The following is a 20,234-nucleotide window of genomic DNA, read 5'->3' as shown; positions in this document are numbered from 1 at the left end:
GGGACCCCCGCCGGGATGCGCAAGATCAACCAGCGGGCGGTGCTCGACCTGCTGCGCCGCAGCGGACCGGCGACCCGGCCGCAGGTGGCGAAGGACACCGGGCTGTCGAAGCCGACGGTGAGCCAGGCGCTGCTGGCGCTGGAGGCCGCCGGGCTGGCGCGCCCGACCGGGCACACCTCGACCGGCACCGGGCGCTCGGCCGTGCTGTACGAGGCCGACCCGACCGCGGGGTACGTGCTGGGTGTCGACATCGGGCGCGAGCACATCCGGGTCGCGGTGTCGGACCTCGGCCGCACGATCGTCGCGCGCCGCGACGAGCGCAACACGGCGCGTTCCGGCGCCGCGCTGGTCACGGCGGTCGGGAAGATCGCGGCGTCGGCCGTCGCGGAGGCACGGTTGTCGCAGGCCGACATCGTTGTCCGCGTGGTCGGCTCCCCCGGCGTCGCCGACCCGGAGAAGCGCTGCTTCCGGCACGCGCCGAACCTGCCGGGCTGGGGCCGGGCCGGGCTGATCGACGACCTCGAGGCCGCGCTGGGCCCGGACCTGATGGTGGAGAACGACGCGAACCTGACGGCGGTCGGCGAGGGCGAGAGCGGCGCCGCGCGCGGGGCGTCGGTGTTCGGCTGCATCACGATCGGCACGGGCGTCGGCATGGGCATGATGGTCGACGGCCGCGTGTTCCGCGGCGCGACGGGCGCGGCGGGCGAGATCGGCTACCTGCCGTACGGCCGCACGCGCTCGTCACTGGAAGACGGTGCCCCGCCGGCCCGCGGCCACCTCGAAGAGGCGACGGCGGCGCAGTCGGTCGTCCGCGGCGCGCGCGAACTCGGCCTGGGCACGGCGAAGTCGGCCCGCGAGGTGTTCCGCTTGGCCCGCGAAGGCGACGAACTGGCCCGCCGCGCGCTCGAAGCGGAAGCGGACCGGCTGGCGTACACGGTCGCGTCGGTGGCGGCGGTGATCGACCCGGAGCTGATCGTCCTGGGCGGCGGCATGGGCACGGCCGCCGACCTGTTGCTGGAGCCCTTGGACCGCGCACTGCGGGCGTTCACGCCGTTGGTGCCGAAGGTGGTCCAGGGCGAACTGGGCGAGGACGCGGTGCTGGCGGGGGCGATCAGCGTCGGGCTGCGGGCGGCTCAGGGCCTGGTCTTCGACCGCCGCGTGGGTGCCGCTTAGTGGGCTCCCCCGGGCGCGAGCTCCGGCTGCCGCTCGACGAAGCCGTCGAGGTGCTCTGCGACCTGAACGAGTTCGTGGTCTCGTTGGACCGCATCGGCTCCCGGCAAGCCGGCGGTGTCGCCGACGACGCGACGGCGGGCCGGTTCGTCGTCGAGTGGGATCTGGCCCGGCGGCTGGCCCGCGCCCGCGCCGTCTTGTCGCAAGCTCTCGACGAGCAGCTGACCGCCGCCGAAAACGCGCGGATCGACGAGCGGTGCGAGCGAGGCCGGTTCTTCGGCGACGCTTAAGCCGCGCGCCAGGCTTCTCCGCCGGTCGAAACCCGCCACGGCGTCAGCCTCAGCACCGTGATCTTCGGGTCCCGGAAGTCCTCGCCGCCCAGGATCTTCGGGTCGTAACCCAGCGGCTCCGGCGCCGAGGCGAACCGGCCCCACAGGTACTTCCGGGTCTCCTCGTCGTCGGTGAACTCCGCCCGGCACTCCGCCACCGCCACCTCGTGCCGCGGGTCCCAGTACGAGCACGACACGTACGGCGATTCCGCCAGGTGTGCGACCTTCAGCGGCGTCGGGCGGGTGAACACCCAGCCGGTCAGGCCATCCGGGCCGAGGTCCCAGATCGGGTGGACCACCCGCGACCGCGGCCGCCCGCGCCGGTCGACGGTCACCAAAGTGCACCACACCACGCGGTGCGCCACGCGGACGAACGCTCCGGCCAGTTCGGCCGGCACTCTGCTAGATTCCACAACCATGGTTGTGCACCCTACGCCGGACGGCTTGGACTTGTCACTCACCAGCCTCTTCGCGGGCTGGGTAATGACCGACGAGGTCCAGCGGCGGCTCACCGAAAACAGCTTCGGCGACTTGCGGTTCAACGACGGCGTGGTGATCCAGCACGTCCTCGCCGCCCCGCTGTCGATCACCGCGCTCGCCGAGCGGATGGGCGTGACGCAGCAGGCCGCGTCGAAGGCCGTCGCCGACCTCGAACGCCGCGGACTCCTGAGCCGCGAACCCGACCCCGACGACGCGCGCACCAAGCTGCTGCACCTGACGGACCACGCACGGGAAGCCGTCGAAGCGACCCGGACTCTCAGGAAGGAACTTCAGGAGGAACTCGAGGCGGAGTTCGGCGCGGCCCGCGTCGAGGACGCGAGAACGTTGCTGGCGGCGGTCATCGGCCGCTTCGGCGGCGGCGACGCGATCCGCGCCCGCCGCGTCCGGCCGCCGAGATGATTACCTCCCGCGTAATCGACCGCGGAGCCCCGGCAGCCGACGATGGACCCATGAGCGAAACCAACCGCATGATCGTCGTCGACTGCCTGGAAAACCTGTTCGTGCACAAGGACTTCGACGCCGCGAAGGCCGCGCTGCACCCTGACTTCGTCACCCACAGCCCCGGCCTGCCGAACGGCCGCGACGCGTTCGCCGACGCGGTCAAGAACTCGCCGCTCGCCGGCGCGACCGCCGAGATCAAGCACATCGCCGCCGAGAACGACCTCGTCATGGTGCACCTGCACGTGGCCGGGACCGCCATCGTCGACATCCTGCGCGTCGAGGACGGCCTGCTCGTCGAGCACTGGGACGTCAAGCAGCCCGGGTGATCACGCAGGTTCCCGACGCCGTCGCCAGCAGCTTGCCTTCGGCGTCGCGGATCTCCCCCTCCGCGAACGCGATCCGCGAACCCTCCTTCACGACGCGCCCGGTCGCGCGGATCTCGCCGCGGCCCGCGTGGATGGCGCGCAGGTAGCTCACCTTCAGCTCCACCGACGAGTAGCCGACGCCGGCCGGCAGCGTCGTGTGCACCGCGCAGCCGACCACCGAGTCGAGCATCGTGGCCGCGACCCCGCCGTGGACCATCCCGATCGGGTTGTACAGCGACTCGTCGGGCTCGATGACGGCGACGACCTCGCCGTGGCCGATCCGCTCCCAGGTCATCCCGAAGTGCGCGGCGATCGGCGGCCCCGGGATGCGCCCCTCGGCGATCGCGGTCAGGTACTCGAACCCGGTCATCGTGGCGCCGAGCCGGGCGGTCGGCAGCGGGTCCTGCCAGGTGATGGTCTTCGAGCGGGTCTGCGCCCCGGCGGCCACGTCGGTCATCTCGGCTCCTCGATTATGACAACTGTCTTAACCGCAGCCTCGCCCGCGCACCCGCCGGCGTCAAGCGGGGCGTGACCCAGGCCACCGGTGGTCGGCCCCCGGCCCGGGTGGAATCATCCGGGAGTGGACAACGACGCCGGCCGCAAGCTCATCGACCCCGAACGGGTGGCCGCCGCGGTCGACGGGCTGGGCGACCGCGCCGTCATCGACGAGTGGGCCCAGCGCTTCTCCGTGGTCGCCGACCCGTCGCGGCTGGCTCTGCTGGTGTCGATCCACTACGCCCGCGAAATCAGCGTCACCGACCTCGCCGCCGTCACCGGCATGACCGACACCGCGGTTTCCCAGGCCCTGCGGCTCTTGCGCGCCCACGGACTGGTCACCACCCAGCGCACCGGGCGCGTCGTGCGCTACCGGCTCGCGGACGCCACCGTGCACGAGCTGATCCACCGGGTACGGCCGCACCCGGAACAGCCCGTGACCGACGAGGACCGGTAGCGTGCGAGCATGACGGGATTGCCCGAGACCATCACCGCCTGCCTGTTCGACCTCGACGGAGTTCTTACCGGTACGGCCGTTCTCCACAGCCAAGCCTGGAAACGGACTTTCGACGAGTTTCTTCGCGCCCGCGACGGCGAAGGCTTCCGCGAGTTCACCGACCAGGACTACGCGACCTATGTGGACGGCCGCCCCCGCGCCGACGGGGTCCGTGAATTCCTGCGCTCGCGCGGGATCGAACTGCCCGAAGGCACCCCCGACGACCCCCCGGACGCCGCCACCGTCAACGGCGTCGGCAACCGCAAGAACGAGCTCGTCCTGAAGATCATCGACGAAAACGGGGTGAACACCTACCCCGGCTCGGTCCGCTACCTCGAAGCCGTGAAAGCCGCCGGCCTGCGGATCGCCGTCGTGACGTCGTCGGCGAACGGCAAGAAGGTGCTCGACGCCGGTGACCTGAGCAAGTACGTCGAAGCCCGCGTCGACGGCCTGACCATCCGCGAGCGGAACCTCAAGGGCAAGCCCGCGCCGGACTCGTTCCTGGCCGGTGCCGCCGAACTCGGCGTCGAACCCGCCCACGCGGCCGTGTTCGAGGACGCCCAGTCCGGTGTCCAGGCCGGGAAGGCCGGCGGCTTCGGCTACGTCGTGGGCGTGAACCGCGCGAACCAGGCCGACGCGCTGAAGGCGCACGGCGCCGACATCGTCGTCGACGACCTCGCCGACCTGCTGGAGGATTGATGACCGAGGAAGAACCCCGCGGCTACGAATGCGCGGCGTGGGAGCTGCGCTGGCGCGGGATGGACGTCGACGCCCTGCAGCGCACCGAGTCGGCGTTCGCCGTGTCGAACGGCCACATCGGGCTGCGCGGCACGCTCGAGGAAGCCGAGCCGCGCGGCCTGCCCGGCACCTACCTCAACGGCTTCTACGAACAGCACGAGCTCCCCTACGCCGAAGCGGGCTACGGCTACCCCGAAGAAGGCCAGACCGTCGTCAACGTGACCGACGGCAAGATCATCCGGCTGCTGGTCGAGGACGAGCCCCTCGACATGCGCTACGGCGCCGCCACCAAGCACGACCGGGTGCTCGACTTCCGCAAGGGCACGCTCTGCCGCAGCACCGAATGGTCGTCGCCGACCGGGCGGCGGGTCCGGGTGCGCACCGAGCGGCTGGTTTCGTTCACCCAGCGCGCGATCGCCGCCATCCGGTACGAGGTCGAGCCGCTCGACGAGGACCTGCAGCTGGTCGTCCAGTCCGACCTGCTGGCCAACGAGCCGATCGAGTCCGACACCAGCGACCCGCGGGTGGCCGCCGCGCTGAACTCGCCGCTGGTCGGCGAGTTCCACCGCGCGACCGACTACAACGCCGTGCTGGTGCACCAGACCCGCCGGTCCGGGCTGCGGATGGCCGCGGCGATGGACCACAAGATCGAGGTGGACGACGGGATCCGCGCCCGCATCCACTCCGAGGAGGACCTCGCGCGGCTCACCGTCGCGGTCGACGTGCCGAAGGGCGGGCGGCTGCGCATCACCAAGTTCCTCGCCTACGGCTGGTCCGCGCAGCGCTCGGTACCCGCGCTGCGGTCCCAGGTCGAAGCCGCGCTGGCGGGCGCGCGCCAGACCGGCTGGAAGGGCCTGGTCACCGAGCAGCGCCAGTTCCTCGACGACTTCTGGGCCACTTCGGACATCGAGATCGAGGGCGATCCCGAGCTGCAGCAAGCCGTCCGGTTCGCGCTGTTCCACCTCCTGCAGGCCGGTGCCCGCGGGGAAAGCCGCGCGATCGCCGGCAAGGGCCTGACCGGCCCGGGCTACGACGGGCACGCCTTCTGGGACACCGAGTCGTTCGTCCTGCCGGTGCTGACCTACACGATGCCGGACGCCGCGCGCGACGCCCTGCGCTGGCGGCACTCCACAATGGACAAGGCGCGGGACCGCGCGCACCAGCTGGGGTTGCGCGGCGCGGCGTTCCCGTGGCGGTCGATCAACGGCGCCGAGTGCTCGGCCTACTGGCCGGCCGGCACCGGCGCGTTCCACGTCAGCGCGGACATCGCCGACGCCGTGCTGCGGTACCTGAACGCGACCGGCGACGAGGAGTTCGAACGCGACTACGGCGCCGAGCTGCTGCTGGAAACCGCGCGGCTGTGGGCGTCGCTGGGCCACCACGACCGGCACGGTGCGTTCCGCATCGACGGCGTCACCGGGCCCGACGAGTACTCGGCCGTGGCGGACAACAACGTCTACACGAACCTGATGGCGCGCCGGAACCTGCTGGCCGCCGCGGATTCGTGCGAGCGGCACCCGGACGTGGCGGCGCGCTTCGGCGTCGACACGGTCGAGCTGGACACGTGGCGCGCGGCCGCCGCGGCCATGTACCTGCCCTACGACGCGGAACTCGGCGTGCACCCGCAGTCGGAGGGCTTCCTCGACCACGACGAGTGGGACTACGAGCACACGGACATGGCGCAGTACCCGCTGCTGCTGCACTTCCCGTACTTCGACCTGTACCGCAAGCAGGTCGTGAAGCAGGCGGACCTGGTGCTGGCGCTGTACGTGTGCGGCGACTCGTTCAGCCCGGAGGAGAAGGCCCGCAACTTCGCCTACTACGAGGCGAGGACCGTGCGCGACTCGTCGCTCTCGGCGGGGACGCAGTCGGTGGTCGCGGCCGAGGTCGGGCACCTCGAACTGGCTTACGACTACCTCGCCGAAGCCGCGCTGACCGACCTGCACGACGTGCACAACAACGTCCGCAACGGCCTGCACATGGCGTCGCTGGCCGGGGCTTGGCAAGGCGCCGTGGCCGGCTTCGGCGGGCTGCGCGACCACGGCGGGACGCTGGCGTTCGCGCCGCGGCTGCCGCCGCAGCTCGACCGGATCACCTTCCGGCTGATGTTCCGCGGCACCCGGTTCCAGGTCGAGATCGACCGCGACCAGGCGACCTACCACGTGCTGGACGGCGACCCGATCGACGTGCTGCACCACGGCGAACGCGTCACGGTCGCCGTCGAGCCGCAGCGGTTCGCGATCCCGAAGATCGACGCGGGCGACCCGCCGAGCCAGCCCCCGGGCCGCGCTCCCATGCGGCGCGACTCGGAGAAGGTCCGTCAGTACGCGGATCCGACCAACCCGGTCACCCTGGAAGGTCGCTGACGACGTCCCGTCCGGGTGGGGCCGGAACCTCTTCGGTCCCACCCGGGTTGACGTCCGGGTCGGGCGCGGTGGGCACGTCGTGGGTCAGCTGGCCGGGGGTCGGCAGCTTCGGGAGCTCGTCGTCTTCGTCGTCACGGGCGTGGATGCGCTGCTGCTCGCTCATGCTTTCCGGGATACCCGGTTTTCCCGGCCACGGCCAGGGGTCAGGCCGCGGCGACCTTGTTCGCCTTCTCCCGGCCGGCCTTCTCCCGCGCTTTGTCCTGCAGGGTCAGCAGCAGGCCGTCGCGGGTCGACCAGGGGCAGATCGCGACCTTGCCACCCGCGACCGTGAGCAGCGCTTCCGCCACGATCGCGCCCGCCAGCGCCTGGTGGGCGCGGCTGCGGGAGATGCCCGGCAGCTTCGCGCGCTTCGACGGCGGCAACGCGGCGAGCCGCGGGATCCAGGCCCGCAGGTCGTCGAGGAGCAGTTCCTTGCATTTGTTCGGGCGGGCACCCGAAAGCCGCGCGAGCTGCTGCAGCACCTTGGAACACCCGACGACGCGCGGGTCGTCGACGTCCGCGGCGCCCAGCGTGGTGGTCACGACGTCGAGCGCGTGCGCGCGCAACGCCTTGACCTGCTTGGTCGACACGCGCTCGCCCGGCAGCCAGTCGCGGGTCATCGACCGCGCGCCCAGCGGCAGCGACCGCGCGAACGTCGCCTGGTCGCCGCGGCCCGCGGCCAGCTCGACCGTGCCCCCGCCGATGTCGAGCACCAGCAGCGGCCCGGCCTCCGCGCCGTACCAGCGGCGGGCGGCGACGTAGGTCAGCTCGGCTTCGCGGCGGCCGGAGAGGAACCGCAGCTCGACGCCGGTCTCGCCGGCGACGTGCCGGACGACGTCGGCGGCGTTGGCGGCGTCGCGGATCGACGACGTCGCGAGCGGGTAGACGTGGCTCACGCCGTGGCGGTAGGCGGCGCTCATCCCCGCGGCGACGGCGGCCGTGACGGCGGTGATGCCGCGGGCGGAGAGGCGGCCGCGGTCGTCGAGCTCGCGGTCGAGGCGCAGCCGCGTCCGGTGGTTCAGCACCGGCTCGCGCGGCGATCCGTCGACCGGGACGACCACCAGACGGGCGCTGAACGATCCGACGTCCAGTACGCCCACCGCGGGCTCTTCGATTTTTCGCACGGCTCGGCGCACCTCACTTCCGGACGGGTGGATATCCCCAGTTCGACAGGTTGAAACACGCAATACTGCCCGAAATCGCCGCGGTTCGCCGGGAATTGTCGGATTTACCTCCTCCGAAGGTGCTTTGTTGATGCGTAGGTCACAGTGAGGTAATCCGATCGAGTGAACCGGAGCACTCCTGGACACGATTCGGTAACGCCCCCTCCCCGCGCCCCGACTCACCGGTGTGCGGCAGGGGAACGAGAGCGAGCGGCATTCGACGCTCATCCGGCCGGCCGCCGCCGTGCTCGCGGTGGTGGCCGGGCTCGGCTGTGTCCTGCTCGGCGTCACCACGGTGCTCACCCCGGGCGCTCCCGGGGTCGCCGCGGACCGGCCGGTGACCGTCGGCGCCGGTGTCCTGCCGGCCGCCCTGGCGATCCCCGACCTGGGCCTGGCGCTGAACCACCTGGTCGACCTCGGGCACATCGGCGGCCGCCGGGAGCAGCCCGGCACGGCACTGGGCGTCGGCTGGTTCACCGACAGCCCGGCCCCGGGTGCGCCGGGCGTCGCCGTGCTGTCCGGGCACGCCGGCTTCGGGTACTCCAGCGGCGCCTTCGCCCGCCTCGACGCGCTGTTGCCGGGCGCCGCCGTCGTCGTGCGCGACGACGAGGGCCGCGAGGCCCGCTTCCAGGTCCGCCGGACCGCGACGTTCCCCGCGGACGAGCCGGACAGCACGCTCGTCGCCCCGGACGGACCCGGCCCGGAGCTGCGCCTGATCACCAGCGACGGGACCCACGACCTCGCCGGGATCGACTCCCCGCGGATCGCCGTCTACGCCGTCCCGGTCTGAGCGCTCAGCCGAGCAGCTCCTTCAGCTGGGCCACCGCCGACACCCGCGCCTCGCGGCCGGGCAGCATCGGGTTGACGACCAGCGTCGTCGCACCGGCTTCCCTGAAGGCCGCCAGCCGCTCCTTGACGTACCCGGCCGGGCCGACCAGCGAGATCGAGCGCAGCAGCTCGAGCGGCACGGCCGCCGCGGCTTCGTCCTTCTTGCCGTCGAGGTAGAGGTCCTGGATCAGCTTCGCCTCGGCCTCGTAGCCGTAGCGGCGGGCGAGGTCGTTGTAGAAGTTCTTGCCGCGCGCGCCCATCCCGCCGACGTAGAGGGCCACGAGCGGCCGCAGGTGGTCGAGCAGCGGCTCGACGTCGTCGCCGATGGCCAGCGCGGCGCTGACGAAGGTGTCCAGCTCGCCGAGCGCCGGGTCGCGCTTGGCCTTGCCCGCGGCCAGGGACTCGCCCCAGACGTCGGCGGCCTTCTCCGGGTGGAAGAAGATCGGCTGCCAGCCCTCGGCGATCTCGGCGGTGAGCGCGACGTTCTTCGGCCCGAGCGAGGCCAGCAGCACCGGGATGCGCTCGCGCACCGGGTGGTTGATCAGCTTCAGCGGCTTGCCGAGGCCGGTGCCCTGCTCCGGCGGCAGCGGGATCGTGTAGTGCTTGCCGTCGTGGACGACGCGCTCGCGGCGCCACACCTGGCGGCAGATCTCGACGATCTCGCGGGTGCGGGCCAGCGGCGCGTCGTACTTCACGCCGTGGAAGCCCTCGATGACCTGCGGGCCGGAGGCGCCGAGCCCGAGGATGAACCGCCCGTCGGAGACGAAGTCGAGCCCGGCCGCGGTCATCGCGGTGAGGGTCGGGGTGCGGGTGTAGATCTGGAAGATGCCGGACGCGAGCTGGACGCGTTCGGTCTTCGCCGCCAGGTAGCCGAGCTGGCTGACGGCGTCGAAGGAGTAGGCCTCGGGCACGAAGGCGACGTCGAGCCCCACCTTCTCGAGTTCGACGATGTCGGCGACGCTTTCGGCGAAGCCTCCGGCGTAGTTGATCCCGGTCCCGATCCGCATGGCCACCTCCGTTGCTGAGCAAGCGCTTAGTAGCAGCAGATCCTAACGGGACCGGCCGGGCCGCGCGCCGGCGATGTGCCCGCCGCCACTCAGCGGCCGGTGAGCGTGCGGACCACCAGCTCCGCCGAAGCCCCGGCCCCGAGCGTCGTGCCGGCGTAGCGGACGTCGGCGGCGAGCGTGCCGGCCGGCGGCTCGTCCCGGACCGTCAGCCACACCGTGACCATCAGCAGCCAGCGGACGACCAGGTAGACGAACAGCAGCACGCCGACGAGCGTGCCGAAGGCCGCGACCGCGGGCGAGCGGCCGAGGAGGTGCAGGTACAGCCCGCCGGCCTGCTGGAGCGCGGCGAGCCCGACGGCGGCGGCCCCGGCCGGGCGCAGCGTCGAGCGCAGCGGCAGCGGCCGGCGCGGCAGGCGGGCCAGGCACCACGCGATGACCAGCCAGTTCGCGGCGAGGCCGAGCAGCAGCGAGCCCGCGACGAGGACGAAGTGCGCGAACCCGCCGGTCAGCCCGGTCAGGTCCAGGAGCCGGCTGCCGGCCGCGCCGGTGAGCGCCGCCAGCCCGAAGGACACGGCCATCGCGAGCCCCACCCCGGCCAGCACGACGACGTCGGCGGCGATGCCGCGCAGCAGCGGCCGCGGGGTGCGCTCCTGGCCGAGCATCGACGTGACCGCGTCGCGGACGTTGCTGATCCAGCTCCAGCCGGAGTACGCGGCGACGCCGAGCGCGAGCAGCCCGATCCGGCCGCGTTCCCCCACGACGGTGTGCACGACACCGGTGACCTGCCCGCCGATCTCGGGCGGCAGCGAGCCGTCGATGACCCTGTCGAGCTCGGTCGCGAGCAACCGGTCACCGGCCAGCACGAACCCGGCCACCGAGACGGCGACCATGACCAGCGGGACCAGCGCGAGCAGGCTGAAGAAGGTGACCGCGGCCGCGTAGTGGTCACCGTCGCGTTCCCGGTACCGGGCCAGGGTCGACCCGGCCCGCCGGACCCCCTTGCCCACGACGGTTTTCCCCGCTCCACGTCCCACCGGCCGACCCTCTCATCCGCGTGCGTCTCCCGCAGTCCGACACCGCGACGGGGTAAACGTCACGCGATCACGGCCGGATCTCGCGCGTTTGTTTCCTGTCGACCTCAATCCCGTGGGTGCGGATTCCCGAATTCGGGGACCACTGTGCCCCGGACGTCGCCGAAACCGATGCGGGTGCCGGCCGGGCCGGGGGCCGTCGCGCTGATCACGACCTCGTCGCCGTCCTCCAGGAACGTCCGCTGCTGCCCGCCGGGGAGGTCGAGGGGTTCGCGGCCGCCCCAGGACAGCTCCAGGAGCGAGCCGCGCTGGTCGCGGTCCGGGCCGGTCACCGTGCCCGAGGCGAACAGGTCGCCGGTGCGCAGGCTGGCGCCGTTGACGGTCAGGTGCGCGAGCTGCTGCGGCGCGGTCCAGTACTGCGTCGCGAACGGCGGGCTGGACACCAGGTGGCCGTTGAGCCTGACCTCGATCGCCAGGTCCAGGCCCCAGTTCTGGTCGGTGCGCAGGTAGTCGAACGGTTCCGGGTCCTGCGGCGGGCCCGCGACCCGCGCGTGCTCCAGCGCGTCCAGCGGGACGATCCACGGCGACACCGACGTCGCGAACGACTTGCCGAGGAACGGGCCCAGCGGCTGGGACTCCCAGGCCTGGATGTCGCGGGCGGACCAGTCGTTGACCAGGCAGACACCGAAGACGTGGTCCGCGAAGTCCTCAGTGGACACCCGGGTGCCCGGAGTGGACGGGACGCCGACGACGAACCCCACCTCCGCTTCGATGTCCAGCCGTTGCGAGGGGCCGAACGAAGGAGCGTCGGCGTTGCGCGGTTTGCGCTGCCCGTGCGGGCGGACGACCGGCGTACCCGACGCGACGACCGTGCCCGCCCGGCCGTGGTACCCGATCGGCAGGTGCTTCCAGTTCGGCGGCAGCTCGGCGGCGTCGGGCCGGAAGATCCGGCCGGCGTTGAGGGCGTGCTGCTCGCTGGAGTAGAAGTCGACGTAGTCGGCGACCTCGAAGGCCAGGTGCGTGGTCACCTCGGCCAGGGGCACGAGGTGCGGGCGCAGCTGGTCGGCGTAGCGGGGTTCGGTCAGCCAGGTCCGGACGCTCTCGCGGACCTCCCGCCACGTGTCCGGCCCGGCGGCCAGCAGCGGGTTGAGAACGCCACCGGTGAGCAGCGGCGCGAAGGGCGCCGCGGTCTCGGCGGCCGCGGCGGTCAGGTCGAGGACGTGCTCGCCGACGGGAACGCCGACCCGCCGCTCTGGCGCGCCGCCGACCGAGAACACGCCGTAGGGCAGGTTGTCCAGGCCGAACGGCGTATCGTCGGGGAGGTCGAGCCGGGTCACGTCTGCTCCTCGTTGTGGTGGTGCGGATCCGGCGGCCAGCCGGCGTGGGGGTCACGGTCGCGCCCGCTCGCCGCCGCGGTCGTGCGGGCTCGGCGGCGTGCCGCCGAGCCCGGTCTCACGATCGCTCCTCGTCGTCCGCGCCGGGCCGGGTCAGCTCACGCGTGATCAGCGAGCCGACACGCGTGATTGGAGGGTCGACACGCGTGATTGCGGGGTCGACACGGCGGGTCCTCACTCCTTGCCCTCCGCGGAGCGGGCCGCCACCCACGTGGCCACCACGTCCGCCAGGACCGGGAGCGGGAGGGTTCCGCTGCCCAGCACCGTGTCGTGGAACTCGCGGATGTCGAACCGCTCGCCCAGCTCTCGCTCGGCGTCGGCGCGCAGGCGCTCGATCTCCAGGCGGCCCACCATGTAGCCGAGCGCCTGGCCGGGGTGGCCCGCGTAGCGGTCGATCTCCGCCTCGATCTCGAGCTGCGCCATCGGCGTGTTCTCGACCAGGAAGTCGACCGCCCGCCGGCGGCTCCAGCCCAGCGCGTGCAACCCCGTGTCGACGACCAGCCGCGCCGCGCGCATCGAATCCTGCGTCAGCAGGCCGAAGCGGGACACGTCGTCCGAATACAGCCCCATCTCGTCGGCCAGCCGTTCCGCGTACAGGCCCCAGCCTTCGGCGTAGGCGTTGAAGATCGCGATCCGCCGCAGCAGCGGGACTCCGGTGAGCTGCTGCGCGAGCGTCAGCTGGAAGTGGTGCCCCGGCACGGCTTCGTGGAACGCGACCGACTCGCCCAGCGTCCGCTGCCGCTGGTCCGCCTCGTGCGTGTTGGCGTAGTACGTGCCCGGCCGCGAACCGTCGAGCGACGCGTCGATGTAGTACGCGATCGAGCCGCTTTCGGCCTCGGCGGCGGGCACCGGGGCGACCTCGCACTTCTGCTCCGGGACGCGCGAGAACCATTGCGGCGCGACGGCTTCCGCCCGCGCGATCGTCCGGCGGGCGGTCTCCAGCAGCTCCTCGCCGTCACGCCAGCGCAGCGCCGGGTCCGTGCGGATCCGCTCGAAGATCTCCGCGAGCTCGGTCGTGCCGAACACCTTCTCGCCCAGCTCGCGGTACTCACCCGCCAGCCGCTCGATGATGGCCAGCCCGGTGTCGTGCAGGTCCTGGGCCGTGCGCTCGGTCGTCGTCTCCGCGCGGATCAGCGCCGCGTAGCGCGCCGGCCCGCCCGGCAGGTCGCCGATGCCCGGCGACGTCTCCGGCCGCGAAACCGGGACCACCTCGTCGGCCAGGAAGTCGCGGTAACGCGCGTACGCCGGCCGCACGACCTCGTCCAGCAGCCGATCGCGCTCGGCCTCCAGCCCGTGGACCGGCACCCTCAGCGGATCGGCCTCCGGGGCCGCGAGGTAGCGCTCGACGTACCCGACGCCGATGCGCGCCAGGAACTCCGGCGGCGTGAGGCCCTGCGCGAGCACGGCCCGCTGCCGCTCGATCAGCTGGTCCAGGTACGTGCCGATCGCCGCGAGCCGGCTCAGGTAGCCGCGGGCCTTGGCCTCGTCGTCGAGCACCGTCTGCGGCAGCATCATCAGCAGTTCCAGCGCCGGCGCCGCGAGCCCGTCGCTCACCGCGATGTCGGCGCGGCCGGAGTCGAGCACGTCGATCGTCGTGCGCGCCTGCCAGATCACGACGTCCCGCGTGACGCGTTCGGCCGGGGGCAGCGAGCCGAGCGCCTCGGCCCGCCTGATCAAGCCGGCGAACGCGGCGCGCTGCCGGGCACCCGCCTCGGCGGACTGGTCGGCGAGCTTGTCGTGCGCACCGGGAAGGCCGTAGAGCGACGGCAGCAGCGGCTGCGCCTCGAACATCAGCTCCAGGCACTCGTCCGCGAGCGAGTCCGGGGTGTCGATCCGGCTCGCGACCCAGTCCGTGACGACCTTCGCCAGCGCCGGCAGCGGCAGCATCCCGTGGCCCAGCACGACTTCGTGGAAGTCGCGGATGTCGAAACCGTCGCCGAGCGCCGCCTCGGCCTCGGCGCGCAGCCGCTGGATCTCCAGCCGCCCCACCATGTACCCGAGGGCCTGGGCGGGCCAGCCAGCATACCGGTCGATCTCCGCCTCGATCTCCATCCGCGCCATCGGCGTGTGGTCGACGAGGAAGTCGATCGCCCGCTGCCGGCTCCAGCCCAGCGCGTGCATCCCGGTGTCGACGACGAGCCGGCCCGCCCGCATCGAGTCCTGCGTCAGCATGCCCAGCCGCGCGACGTCGTCGGAGTACAGGCCCATCTCGTCGGCCAGCCGCTCGGCGTAGAGCCCCCAGCCCTCGGCGTAGGCGTTGAACATGCCGATCCGCCGCAGCAGCGGCAGGTCACGCAGCTCCTGGGCGAGGCTGAGCTGGAAGTGGTGACCCGGCACGGCTTCGTGGAACGCGATCGCCTCGCTGGTGAACCGCGGGCGCTTGTCGGCTTCGTGGGTGTTGGCGTAGTAGGTGCCCGGCCGCGAACCGTCGAGCGACGGCTGCAGGTAGTACGCGATCGTGCCGCTCGCCGCGTCGGCCTCGGGCACCGGCGCGACCTCGCACTTCTCCGCCGGGATGCGCGAGAACCACTGCGGCGCCACCGCTTCGGCGCGGGCGATGGCGTCCCGGGCCGCGGACAGCAGCTCCTCGCCGTCGCGCCAGCGCAGCGCCGGATCGGTGCGCAGGCGCTCGAAGATCTCGGCGAGATCGGTGGTGCCGAACACCTTCTGCCCCAGCTCGCGGTACTCCGCCGAGAGCTGCTCGATGATCGCGAGCCCGGTGTCGTGCAGGTCCTGGGCCGTGCGCTCGGTCGTCGTCTCCGCGCGGATCAGCGCGGCGTACCGCTGCGCGCCGTCCGGCACGTGGCCGATCCCGGGCGCGGTGTCGGGCCGGCCGACCGGCTCGACCTCGGTGCGCAGGAAGTCGCGGTAGCGGGCGTAAGCCGGGCGGACGACTTCGGCGAGCAGCCGGTCGCGTTCGGCTTCGAAGCCCTCGACGGCCGCCGTCGTGCCCACCTTGAGCGGGTCGCTGTCCGGCGCGGCGAGGTAGCGGTCGACGTACTCGACGCCCACGCGCGCGAGGTAGGCCGGCGGCACGAGCCCGTCGGCCAGGCTCTCGCGCTGCCGCTCGGTCAGCGCCTCGAGGAACGTGGGGATCGCGCCGAGCCGGGCCAGGTAGCCGCGGGCCTTCTTCTCGTCGTCGAGCTTGTAGTACGGCAGGTACAGCAGCAGCCCCAGCGCGGGTGCGGTCAGCCCGTCGCTGACCGCGATGTCGGCGCTGCGGGCCGCGAGCCGGTCGGCCTCGACCTCGGCGGAGGCGACGATGACCTCGCGCGTCACGGCTTCTTCCGCGCTCAGGCTGTCATCGGGCAATGCCCGGGCGCGGGCGGCCAGGTCGCGGTAGGCGGCGAGGAACCGCTCCTGCGCGGCCCGGCTCGGGTCGGCGAGCCGGCCGTGGTCGCCGGGCAGGCCGAAGACCGACGGGTACAGCGGCTCGTGCTCGAAGGTCAGCTCGACGAGCTCGCCGGCCAGGCCGTTGGCCGTGTCACCGTGGCCGGCCACCCAGTCGTCGATGGCGGAAGCGAGCGCCGAGAGCGGCAGCGCGCCCCCGGCGAGCACGAGGTCGTGGAAGGCGCGGACGTCGAACCGGGACCCGAGCCGCTCCTCGGCACCGGCGCGGATCCGCTGGATCTCCAGGCGCCCCACCATGTACGCGAGCGCCTGGCCCGGCCACGCGATGTAGCGGTCGATCTCGGCTTCGATCTCGACGCGGGCCATCGGCGTGTGCTCGGCCAGGTAGTCGACGGCCTGCTGCCGGCTCCAGCCCAGCGCGTGCATGCCCGTGTCGACGACCAGGCGGCCCGCGCGCATCGAGTCGGCGGTCAGCATGCCGAGCCGCGCGACGTCGTCGGAGTACAGCCCCATCTCCTCGGCGAGGCGCTCGCTGTAGAGGCCCCAGCCCTCGGTGTAGGCGGTGAAGCTGCCGATGCGGCGCAGCAGCGGCAAATCGGTCAAGCCGGTCGCGACGCTCAGCTGGAAGTGGTGCCCCGGCACGGCTTCGTGGAACGCGACCGACTCGGCCGAGTGCCGGAACCGTTCGGTGGCCTCGTGGGTGTTCGCGAAGTAGATGCCGGGCCGGGAGCCGTCGGCGGCCGGGCGCAGGTAGTACGCCGGGGGCGCGCCGGGCGCGGCCTCCTCGGGCACCGCTTCGACCAGGCACGGCTGCGCCGGAACGGTGCCGAACCACTTCGGGGCTTCGGCGGTCGCGCGGGCGACGGCGGTGCGGGCGGTGTCCAGGAGCTCCTCGGCGCTGGTCCACCGCAGGGCCGGGTCGGTGCGCAGCCGCCGGAAGATCTCCGCCAGGTCGTCGGTGCCGAACACCTTCTGCCCCAGCTCGCGGTACTCGGCCGCCAGCGACGCGATGATGTCGAGCCCCGTGCGGTGCAGCTCCTCCGGGGTGCGGTCGGTGGTCGTGTGCACCTTCGCGAGCCGCGCGTACGTCTCTTCGCCGCCGGGCAGCCACTTCAGGCCGGCCTGCTCCGGGGGCCGGCCGTGCGGCCCGACCTCGGTGACGAGGAACTCGCGGTACTCGGCGAACGCGGGGCGGACGACGTCGGCCAGCAGCTCGTCGCGCCGGCGCCCGAACTCTTCGTCCGGCGCCGGCTGGCGGCGCAGCGGGTCCGCGTCCGGGTCGGCCAGGTAGCGGTCGAGGTGCGCGACCGCGGCCTCGACCAGGTGCGCCACCGGGACGCGCCCGGCGGCGATGCCCTCGGTGTGCCGCCGCGCGGCCTGGCGCAGGTACTCCGGGATCGCGGCCAGCCGTCCCAGCTGGGCCTCCGCGGCCTCGCCCGCCGTCACCGTCGTCATCGGCAGCGCCATGAGCAGCGACGCCGCGGGCGCGACCATGACGTCGGTGACCGTGAACTCGGCCATCCGGCTGTCGATCGACGCCATGCGGTCTTCGGCCGTCGCGATCAGCACCTCGCGGGTGACGCGGTCTTCGGCCGACAGCGCGCCGGCGTCCAGCGCGCGGGCGCGCTCGGCGAACCCGGCGAGCCGGGCCCGGTGCGCCTGCTCGGCTTCGGCGGACTGGTCCGGCAGGCCGGGCTCGGCCGGGCGGATGCCCAGCAGCGCCGGCGTCAGCGGATCGGCGGCGAACAGCGCTTCGACGAACTCGTCGGCGAGTTCGGTGACCGCGGTCATGGCAGGACCCCCAGCTTCGGTGATGTGCTCCACGGCCGACCCTAACGGAGATCACCGACAGGAACGGTGTGCTGTTCGCCGGGGGCGGACCACCTCGGCGTGACCGCTCCGGCGAGGCGGTAGCGTTCTGGGGGTGGCCGTGACCGATCCCGTCGATACCCGCCTGCTCGCCGCGCTCGCCGACCTCGGCAAGGCGGCGGTGCACGAGCTGGCGGCCAAGGTCGGCATGGATCCGCGCGAAGTCGCCTACCGGCTGGTGGCGCTGTCCGGCAGCGGGCTGCCGCTGCTCGTCGGCGTCGAGAGCGACCCCCAGGGCCTCCGGGCGGCGATCGCGGGCTCGCCGCCGTCGTGGGCGAACCGGCCGCCGCAGCAGCAGTTCCCGCCCCCGCCGTCCCAGCCGGTGCCTCAGCAGCAGTTCCCGCCTCCACCGCCGTCCCAGCCGGCGCCGCAGCAGTCGCCGATGCCGCCGCCGGGCCCGCACGGAGTGCCGTCGGGTCCATACAACGTGCAGGGCGCGCCCTCGGGGCCGTACAACGTCCAAGGCGCGCCGTCCGGGCCGTACAACGTCCAGGGGACGCCGTCCGGCCGGTACCCGGGCCCGCCGCCCCAGCCGCGTCCGCCGCAGCAGTTCGCGCCGCCGCCGGACCCGGTGGTGAGCACGTGGGGCCTGCCGCAGACGGCGTCGTGGGCCCGCGGCGACGAGCCCGCCCGCCCCGCGGCCCCGGCCGGTGGCAAGAAGGGCCGGATCCGCGAGGTCCTGGAGACCCAGGGCCTGGAGGGCGAGCAGCTGTCGGTGCAGCTCCTGGAGGTCCAGGACCCGGCGGACTACCTCTTCAGCGCGGCGGGCTACCGCCTGGAAGAGGGCGAGCGTTCGGTGGTCGTGCACACCGAGATCACCAACCGCGGGGCGATCCCGTTCGCGTCGCTGCCGGACAACTACCTCGAGCTGCTCGCCGCCGACGGCACCGCGATCGGCAAGGCCCCGGTGTCGCTGACGTCGCGGCCACCGCACAAGATCGGCGTCCAGCCGGGCGAAACCCTGGGCGGCCACACGGTGTACGTCCTCCCGGACGCGACGCGGGTGGTGTCGGTGCGCTGGAGCCCGCGGCCGGAACCGGACGAACGCACGCTGACCTGGTCGATCGAGGATTAATAGCTCTCGTCCTGGAGGATCTTCAGCGCGTTCGCGAGGTCGTCCGGGTACTCCGACTCGAACTCGACCCAGCGGCCGTCCGCCGGGTGGGCGAACGCCAGGGTCTTCGCGTGCAGCCACTGGCGGCTCAGGCCGAGGTGGCGGGCCAGGACCGGGTCCGCGCCGTACGTCAGGTCGCCGACGCACGGGTGCTTCAGCGCCGAGAAGTGGACGCGGATCTGGTGCGTGCGCCCGGTTTCGAGCTTGATGTGCGCCAGTGACGCCGCGCGGAACGCCTCGACGACCTCGTAGTGCGTCACGCTCGGGCGGCCGCCCTGGACGACCGCGAACTTGTAGTCGTGGCGGGGGTGGCGGTCGATCGGGGCGTCGATCGTGCCGCGCGTCGGGTCGGGGTGGCCCTGGACGATCGCGTGGTAGCCCTTGTCGACCGTGCGCTCCTTGAACGCGCGCTTCAGCACGGTGTACGCGTGCTCGCTCTTGGCCACGACCATCACGCCCGTCGTGCCCGCGTCGAGCCGGTGCACGACGCCCTGGCGCTCGGCCGCGCCCGAGGTCGCGATGCGCAGGCCGGCCGCGGCGAGGCCGCCGACCACCGTCGGGCCGGTCCAGCCCGGGCTCGGGTGCACCGCGACGCCGACCGGCTTGGAGATCACGACGATGTCGTCGTCGTCGTGGAGGATCTTCATCCCCTCGACCGGCTCGGCGATGATCTCGACCGGGTTCGCCGGCTCCGGCAGCGTGATCTCCAGCAGGCCGCCGCCGGACAGCCGGTCGGACTTGCCGGCGGGACGGCCGTCGAGCAGCACGTCCCCGGCTTCGGCCAGCTCCGCGACGACGGTCCGCGACAGGCCCAGCAGCTTGGCGAGGCCGGCGTCGACCCGCATCCCGTCGAGCCCGTCGGGCACCGGGAGCATCCGCGCGCTCACGCCTTTTCCTCCGGCTGTCCGGCCTTCTTCTTGTCCTTGGTCGACGTGCCGTCGTAGTCCTTGCCCAGCAGGGACAGCAGCACGATCAGCGCGCCGCCGACGCAGATCGCCGAGTCGGCGATGTTGAAGATCGCGAAGCCCTTGCCGTTCGGGGCGAACGCCGAGATGAAGTCGACGACGTGGCCCTGCAGTCCGCCGGGCGCGCGGAAGACGCGGTCGGTCAGGTTGCCGAGAGCGCCGGCGAGCACGAGGCCGAGCCCGATGGCCCAGCCGATCGAGCGCAGCCGCCGGGACAGCCAGATGATCGCGATGACGACGGCCAGCGCGACCAGCGCGAGCACCCACGTCATGCCGGTGGCCATCGAGAACGCCGCACCCGGGTTGCGGATCACCTGCAGGTAGACGAGGCCGCCGAGGATCCGGACCGGCTCCTTGCCCTCGAGGTTGGCGGCGACCAGGTTCTTCGTCACCAGGTCGATCGCCCAGAACACGACGGCGACAGCGAACACCCAGCCCACGCGGCGCTTCGGCAGCGGCTTGGCCGGCGCCTCCGAAGTCTCCGGAGTCTCGGCCGCAGTCTCGGGCACCGCCTCTTCGGGCGCGGCGGTGTCGGGTTCGGAGTGGCTGGGATCGGTGCTCACCGCTCCATT

At 72.8% G+C, this 20,234-nt stretch carries 20 protein-coding genes; 9 read left to right on the top strand and 11 right to left on the bottom strand.

Annotation, left to right across the window (positions count from 1 at the left end):
* Positions 1 to 15: 15 nt before the first annotated feature.
* Together ACZ7PG_RS49970 and ACZ7PG_RS49965 are read left to right on the top strand one after the other, a co-directional pair.
* Entirely contained in the window at positions 16 to 1,173 is a 1,158-nt protein-coding gene (locus ACZ7PG_RS49970; protein WP_470246278.1) for an ROK family protein, read from the top strand.
* On the top strand, positions 1,173 to 1,460 hold the full coding sequence (locus ACZ7PG_RS49965; RefSeq protein ID WP_470246277.1) for a hypothetical protein: 288 nt from the start codon (positions 1,173 to 1,175) through the stop codon (positions 1,458 to 1,460). The genes ACZ7PG_RS49970 and ACZ7PG_RS49965 overlap by 1 nt, the downstream gene beginning before the upstream one ends.
* Here the strand turns inward: ACZ7PG_RS49965 and ACZ7PG_RS49960 are convergent.
* Complete coding sequence (locus tag ACZ7PG_RS49960; RefSeq protein WP_470246276.1) at positions 1,457 to 1,918, bottom strand: pyridoxamine 5'-phosphate oxidase family protein; 462 nt, start codon at positions 1,916 to 1,918, stop codon at positions 1,457 to 1,459. The genes ACZ7PG_RS49965 and ACZ7PG_RS49960 overlap by 4 nt on opposite strands.
* Positions 1,919 to 1,982: 64 nt before the next feature.
* On the opposite strand from ACZ7PG_RS49960, the gene ACZ7PG_RS49955 reads away from it, so the two are divergent.
* On the top strand, positions 1,983 to 2,399 hold the full coding sequence (locus tag ACZ7PG_RS49955) for a MarR family winged helix-turn-helix transcriptional regulator (protein ID WP_470246275.1): 417 nt from the start codon (positions 1,983 to 1,985) through the stop codon (positions 2,397 to 2,399).
* Positions 2,400 to 2,449: 50 nt separating this feature from the next.
* Positions 2,450 to 2,767: a nuclear transport factor 2 family protein gene (locus ACZ7PG_RS49950; RefSeq protein ID WP_470246274.1), complete on the top strand. Its 318-nt coding sequence runs from the start codon at positions 2,450 to 2,452 to the stop codon at positions 2,765 to 2,767.
* Here ACZ7PG_RS49950 and ACZ7PG_RS49945 read toward each other — a convergent pair.
* Complete coding sequence (locus ACZ7PG_RS49945) at positions 2,751 to 3,263, bottom strand: PaaI family thioesterase (protein ID WP_470246273.1); 513 nt, start codon at positions 3,261 to 3,263, stop codon at positions 2,751 to 2,753. The genes ACZ7PG_RS49950 and ACZ7PG_RS49945 overlap by 17 nt on opposite strands.
* 123 nt (positions 3,264 to 3,386) lie before the next feature.
* Between ACZ7PG_RS49945 and ACZ7PG_RS49940 the strand changes: the two genes are divergently transcribed.
* Genes ACZ7PG_RS49940 through ACZ7PG_RS49930 form a run of 3 tightly spaced genes read left to right on the top strand, consistent with a single transcriptional unit; the run spans position 3,387 to position 6,901 of the window.
* Entirely contained in the window at positions 3,387 to 3,758 is a 372-nt protein-coding gene (locus ACZ7PG_RS49940; RefSeq protein WP_470246272.1) for an ArsR/SmtB family transcription factor, read from the top strand.
* A 9-nt stretch (positions 3,759 to 3,767) separates the two neighbouring features.
* On the top strand, positions 3,768 to 4,496 hold the full coding sequence (locus ACZ7PG_RS49935) for an HAD family hydrolase (protein WP_470246271.1): 729 nt from the start codon (positions 3,768 to 3,770) through the stop codon (positions 4,494 to 4,496).
* Entirely contained in the window at positions 4,496 to 6,901 is a 2,406-nt protein-coding gene (locus tag ACZ7PG_RS49930; protein ID WP_470246270.1) for a glycoside hydrolase family 65 protein, read from the top strand. Before ACZ7PG_RS49935 ends, ACZ7PG_RS49930 begins: the two co-directional genes overlap by 1 nt.
* Here the strand turns inward: ACZ7PG_RS49930 and ACZ7PG_RS49925 are convergent.
* Positions 6,882 to 7,064, bottom strand: a complete 183-nt coding sequence (locus ACZ7PG_RS49925; protein WP_470246269.1) for a hypothetical protein — start codon at positions 7,062 to 7,064, stop codon at positions 6,882 to 6,884. The two genes, ACZ7PG_RS49930 and ACZ7PG_RS49925, sit on opposite strands and share 20 nt — an antisense overlap.
* A gap of 40 nt (positions 7,065 to 7,104) precedes the next feature.
* On the bottom strand, positions 7,105 to 8,064 hold the full coding sequence (locus tag ACZ7PG_RS49920) for a Ppx/GppA phosphatase family protein (protein ID WP_470246268.1): 960 nt from the start codon (positions 8,062 to 8,064) through the stop codon (positions 7,105 to 7,107).
* Positions 8,065 to 8,290: 226 nt separating this feature from the next.
* On the opposite strand from ACZ7PG_RS49920, the gene ACZ7PG_RS49915 reads away from it, so the two are divergent.
* Positions 8,291 to 8,893 (top strand): class F sortase, encoded by a 603-nt coding sequence (locus ACZ7PG_RS49915; RefSeq protein WP_470246267.1) that lies wholly within the window; start codon positions 8,291 to 8,293, stop codon positions 8,891 to 8,893.
* A gap of 4 nt (positions 8,894 to 8,897) precedes the next feature.
* Here ACZ7PG_RS49915 and ACZ7PG_RS49910 read toward each other — a convergent pair whose 3' ends face one another.
* The 5 genes from ACZ7PG_RS49910 to ACZ7PG_RS49890 all read right to left on the bottom strand — a co-directional run bounded on the left by ACZ7PG_RS49910 (position 8,898) and on the right by ACZ7PG_RS49890 (position 17,505).
* Positions 8,898 to 9,938 (bottom strand): LLM class F420-dependent oxidoreductase, encoded by a 1,041-nt coding sequence (locus tag ACZ7PG_RS49910; RefSeq protein ID WP_470246266.1) that lies wholly within the window; start codon positions 9,936 to 9,938, stop codon positions 8,898 to 8,900.
* 89 nt (positions 9,939 to 10,027) lie between these two features.
* Positions 10,028 to 10,945: a YhjD/YihY/BrkB family envelope integrity protein gene (locus tag ACZ7PG_RS49905; RefSeq protein WP_470246265.1), complete on the bottom strand. Its 918-nt coding sequence runs from the start codon at positions 10,943 to 10,945 to the stop codon at positions 10,028 to 10,030.
* 131 nt (positions 10,946 to 11,076) lie between these two features.
* A complete protein-coding gene (fahA, locus tag ACZ7PG_RS49900; protein ID WP_470246264.1) occupies positions 11,077 to 12,306 on the bottom strand; it encodes a fumarylacetoacetase in 1,230 nt (409 codons plus the stop codon).
* Positions 12,303 to 12,425 (bottom strand): hypothetical protein, encoded by a 123-nt coding sequence (locus tag ACZ7PG_RS49895; protein ID WP_470246263.1) that lies wholly within the window; start codon positions 12,423 to 12,425, stop codon positions 12,303 to 12,305. The genes fahA and ACZ7PG_RS49895 overlap by 4 nt, the downstream gene beginning before the upstream one ends.
* Positions 12,426 to 12,537: 112 nt before the next feature.
* Positions 12,538 to 17,505: a DUF885 domain-containing protein gene (locus ACZ7PG_RS49890; RefSeq protein WP_470246262.1), complete on the bottom strand. Its 4,968-nt coding sequence runs from the start codon at positions 17,503 to 17,505 to the stop codon at positions 12,538 to 12,540.
* A gap of 133 nt (positions 17,506 to 17,638) precedes the next feature.
* Here ACZ7PG_RS49890 and ACZ7PG_RS49885 point away from each other — a divergent pair, with 133 nt between their 5' ends.
* Positions 17,639 to 18,658, top strand: a complete 1,020-nt coding sequence (locus ACZ7PG_RS49885; RefSeq protein WP_470246261.1) for an AsnC family protein — start codon at positions 17,639 to 17,641, stop codon at positions 18,656 to 18,658.
* On the opposite strand, the gene ACZ7PG_RS49880 is transcribed toward ACZ7PG_RS49885, so the two are convergent.
* Both ACZ7PG_RS49880 and lspA read right to left on the bottom strand, forming a co-directional pair.
* A complete protein-coding gene (locus ACZ7PG_RS49880; protein WP_470246260.1) occupies positions 18,655 to 19,584 on the bottom strand; it encodes an RluA family pseudouridine synthase in 930 nt (309 codons plus the stop codon). The two genes, ACZ7PG_RS49885 and ACZ7PG_RS49880, sit on opposite strands and share 4 nt — an antisense overlap.
* The gene (gene lspA, locus ACZ7PG_RS49875) at positions 19,581 to 20,225 is read right to left on the bottom strand and encodes a signal peptidase II (protein ID WP_470246259.1); all 645 of its coding nucleotides are present in this window, start codon (positions 20,223 to 20,225) and stop codon (positions 19,581 to 19,583) included. The genes ACZ7PG_RS49880 and lspA overlap by 4 nt, the downstream gene beginning before the upstream one ends.
* Between the last annotated feature and the right edge of the window lie 9 nt (positions 20,226 to 20,234).

It is taken from the genome of Amycolatopsis sp. NPDC114504 (assembly GCF_055633595.1).
This window is presented reverse-complemented; position numbering and strand designations above follow the sequence as displayed.

What these genes read in the sequence shown, in the direction of transcription:
- ACZ7PG_RS49970 (WP_470246278.1), top strand. Translation starts at nt 16, where the DNA reads ATGCGCAAGATCAACCAGCGGGCGGTGCTCGACCTGCTGCGCCGCAGC.
- ACZ7PG_RS49960 (WP_470246276.1), bottom strand. Translation starts at nt 1,918, where the DNA reads ATGGTTGTGGAATCTAGCAGAGTGCCGGCCGAACTGGCCGGAGCGTTC.
- ACZ7PG_RS49955 (WP_470246275.1), top strand. Translation starts at nt 1,983, where the DNA reads ATGACCGACGAGGTCCAGCGGCGGCTCACCGAAAACAGCTTCGGCGAC.
- ACZ7PG_RS49950 (WP_470246274.1), top strand. Translation starts at nt 2,450, where the DNA reads ATGAGCGAAACCAACCGCATGATCGTCGTCGACTGCCTGGAAAACCTG.
- ACZ7PG_RS49945 (WP_470246273.1), bottom strand. Translation starts at nt 3,263, where the DNA reads ATGACCGACGTGGCCGCCGGGGCGCAGACCCGCTCGAAGACCATCACC.
- ACZ7PG_RS49935 (WP_470246271.1), top strand. Translation starts at nt 3,768, where the DNA reads ATGACGGGATTGCCCGAGACCATCACCGCCTGCCTGTTCGACCTCGAC.
- ACZ7PG_RS49930 (WP_470246270.1), top strand. Translation starts at nt 4,496, where the DNA reads ATGACCGAGGAAGAACCCCGCGGCTACGAATGCGCGGCGTGGGAGCTG.
- ACZ7PG_RS49925 (WP_470246269.1), bottom strand. Translation starts at nt 7,064, where the DNA reads ATGAGCGAGCAGCAGCGCATCCACGCCCGTGACGACGAAGACGACGAG.
- ACZ7PG_RS49910 (WP_470246266.1), bottom strand. Translation starts at nt 9,938, where the DNA reads ATGCGGATCGGGACCGGGATCAACTACGCCGGAGGCTTCGCCGAAAGC.
- ACZ7PG_RS49890 (WP_470246262.1), bottom strand. Translation starts at nt 17,505, where the DNA reads ATGACCGCGGTCACCGAACTCGCCGACGAGTTCGTCGAAGCGCTGTTC.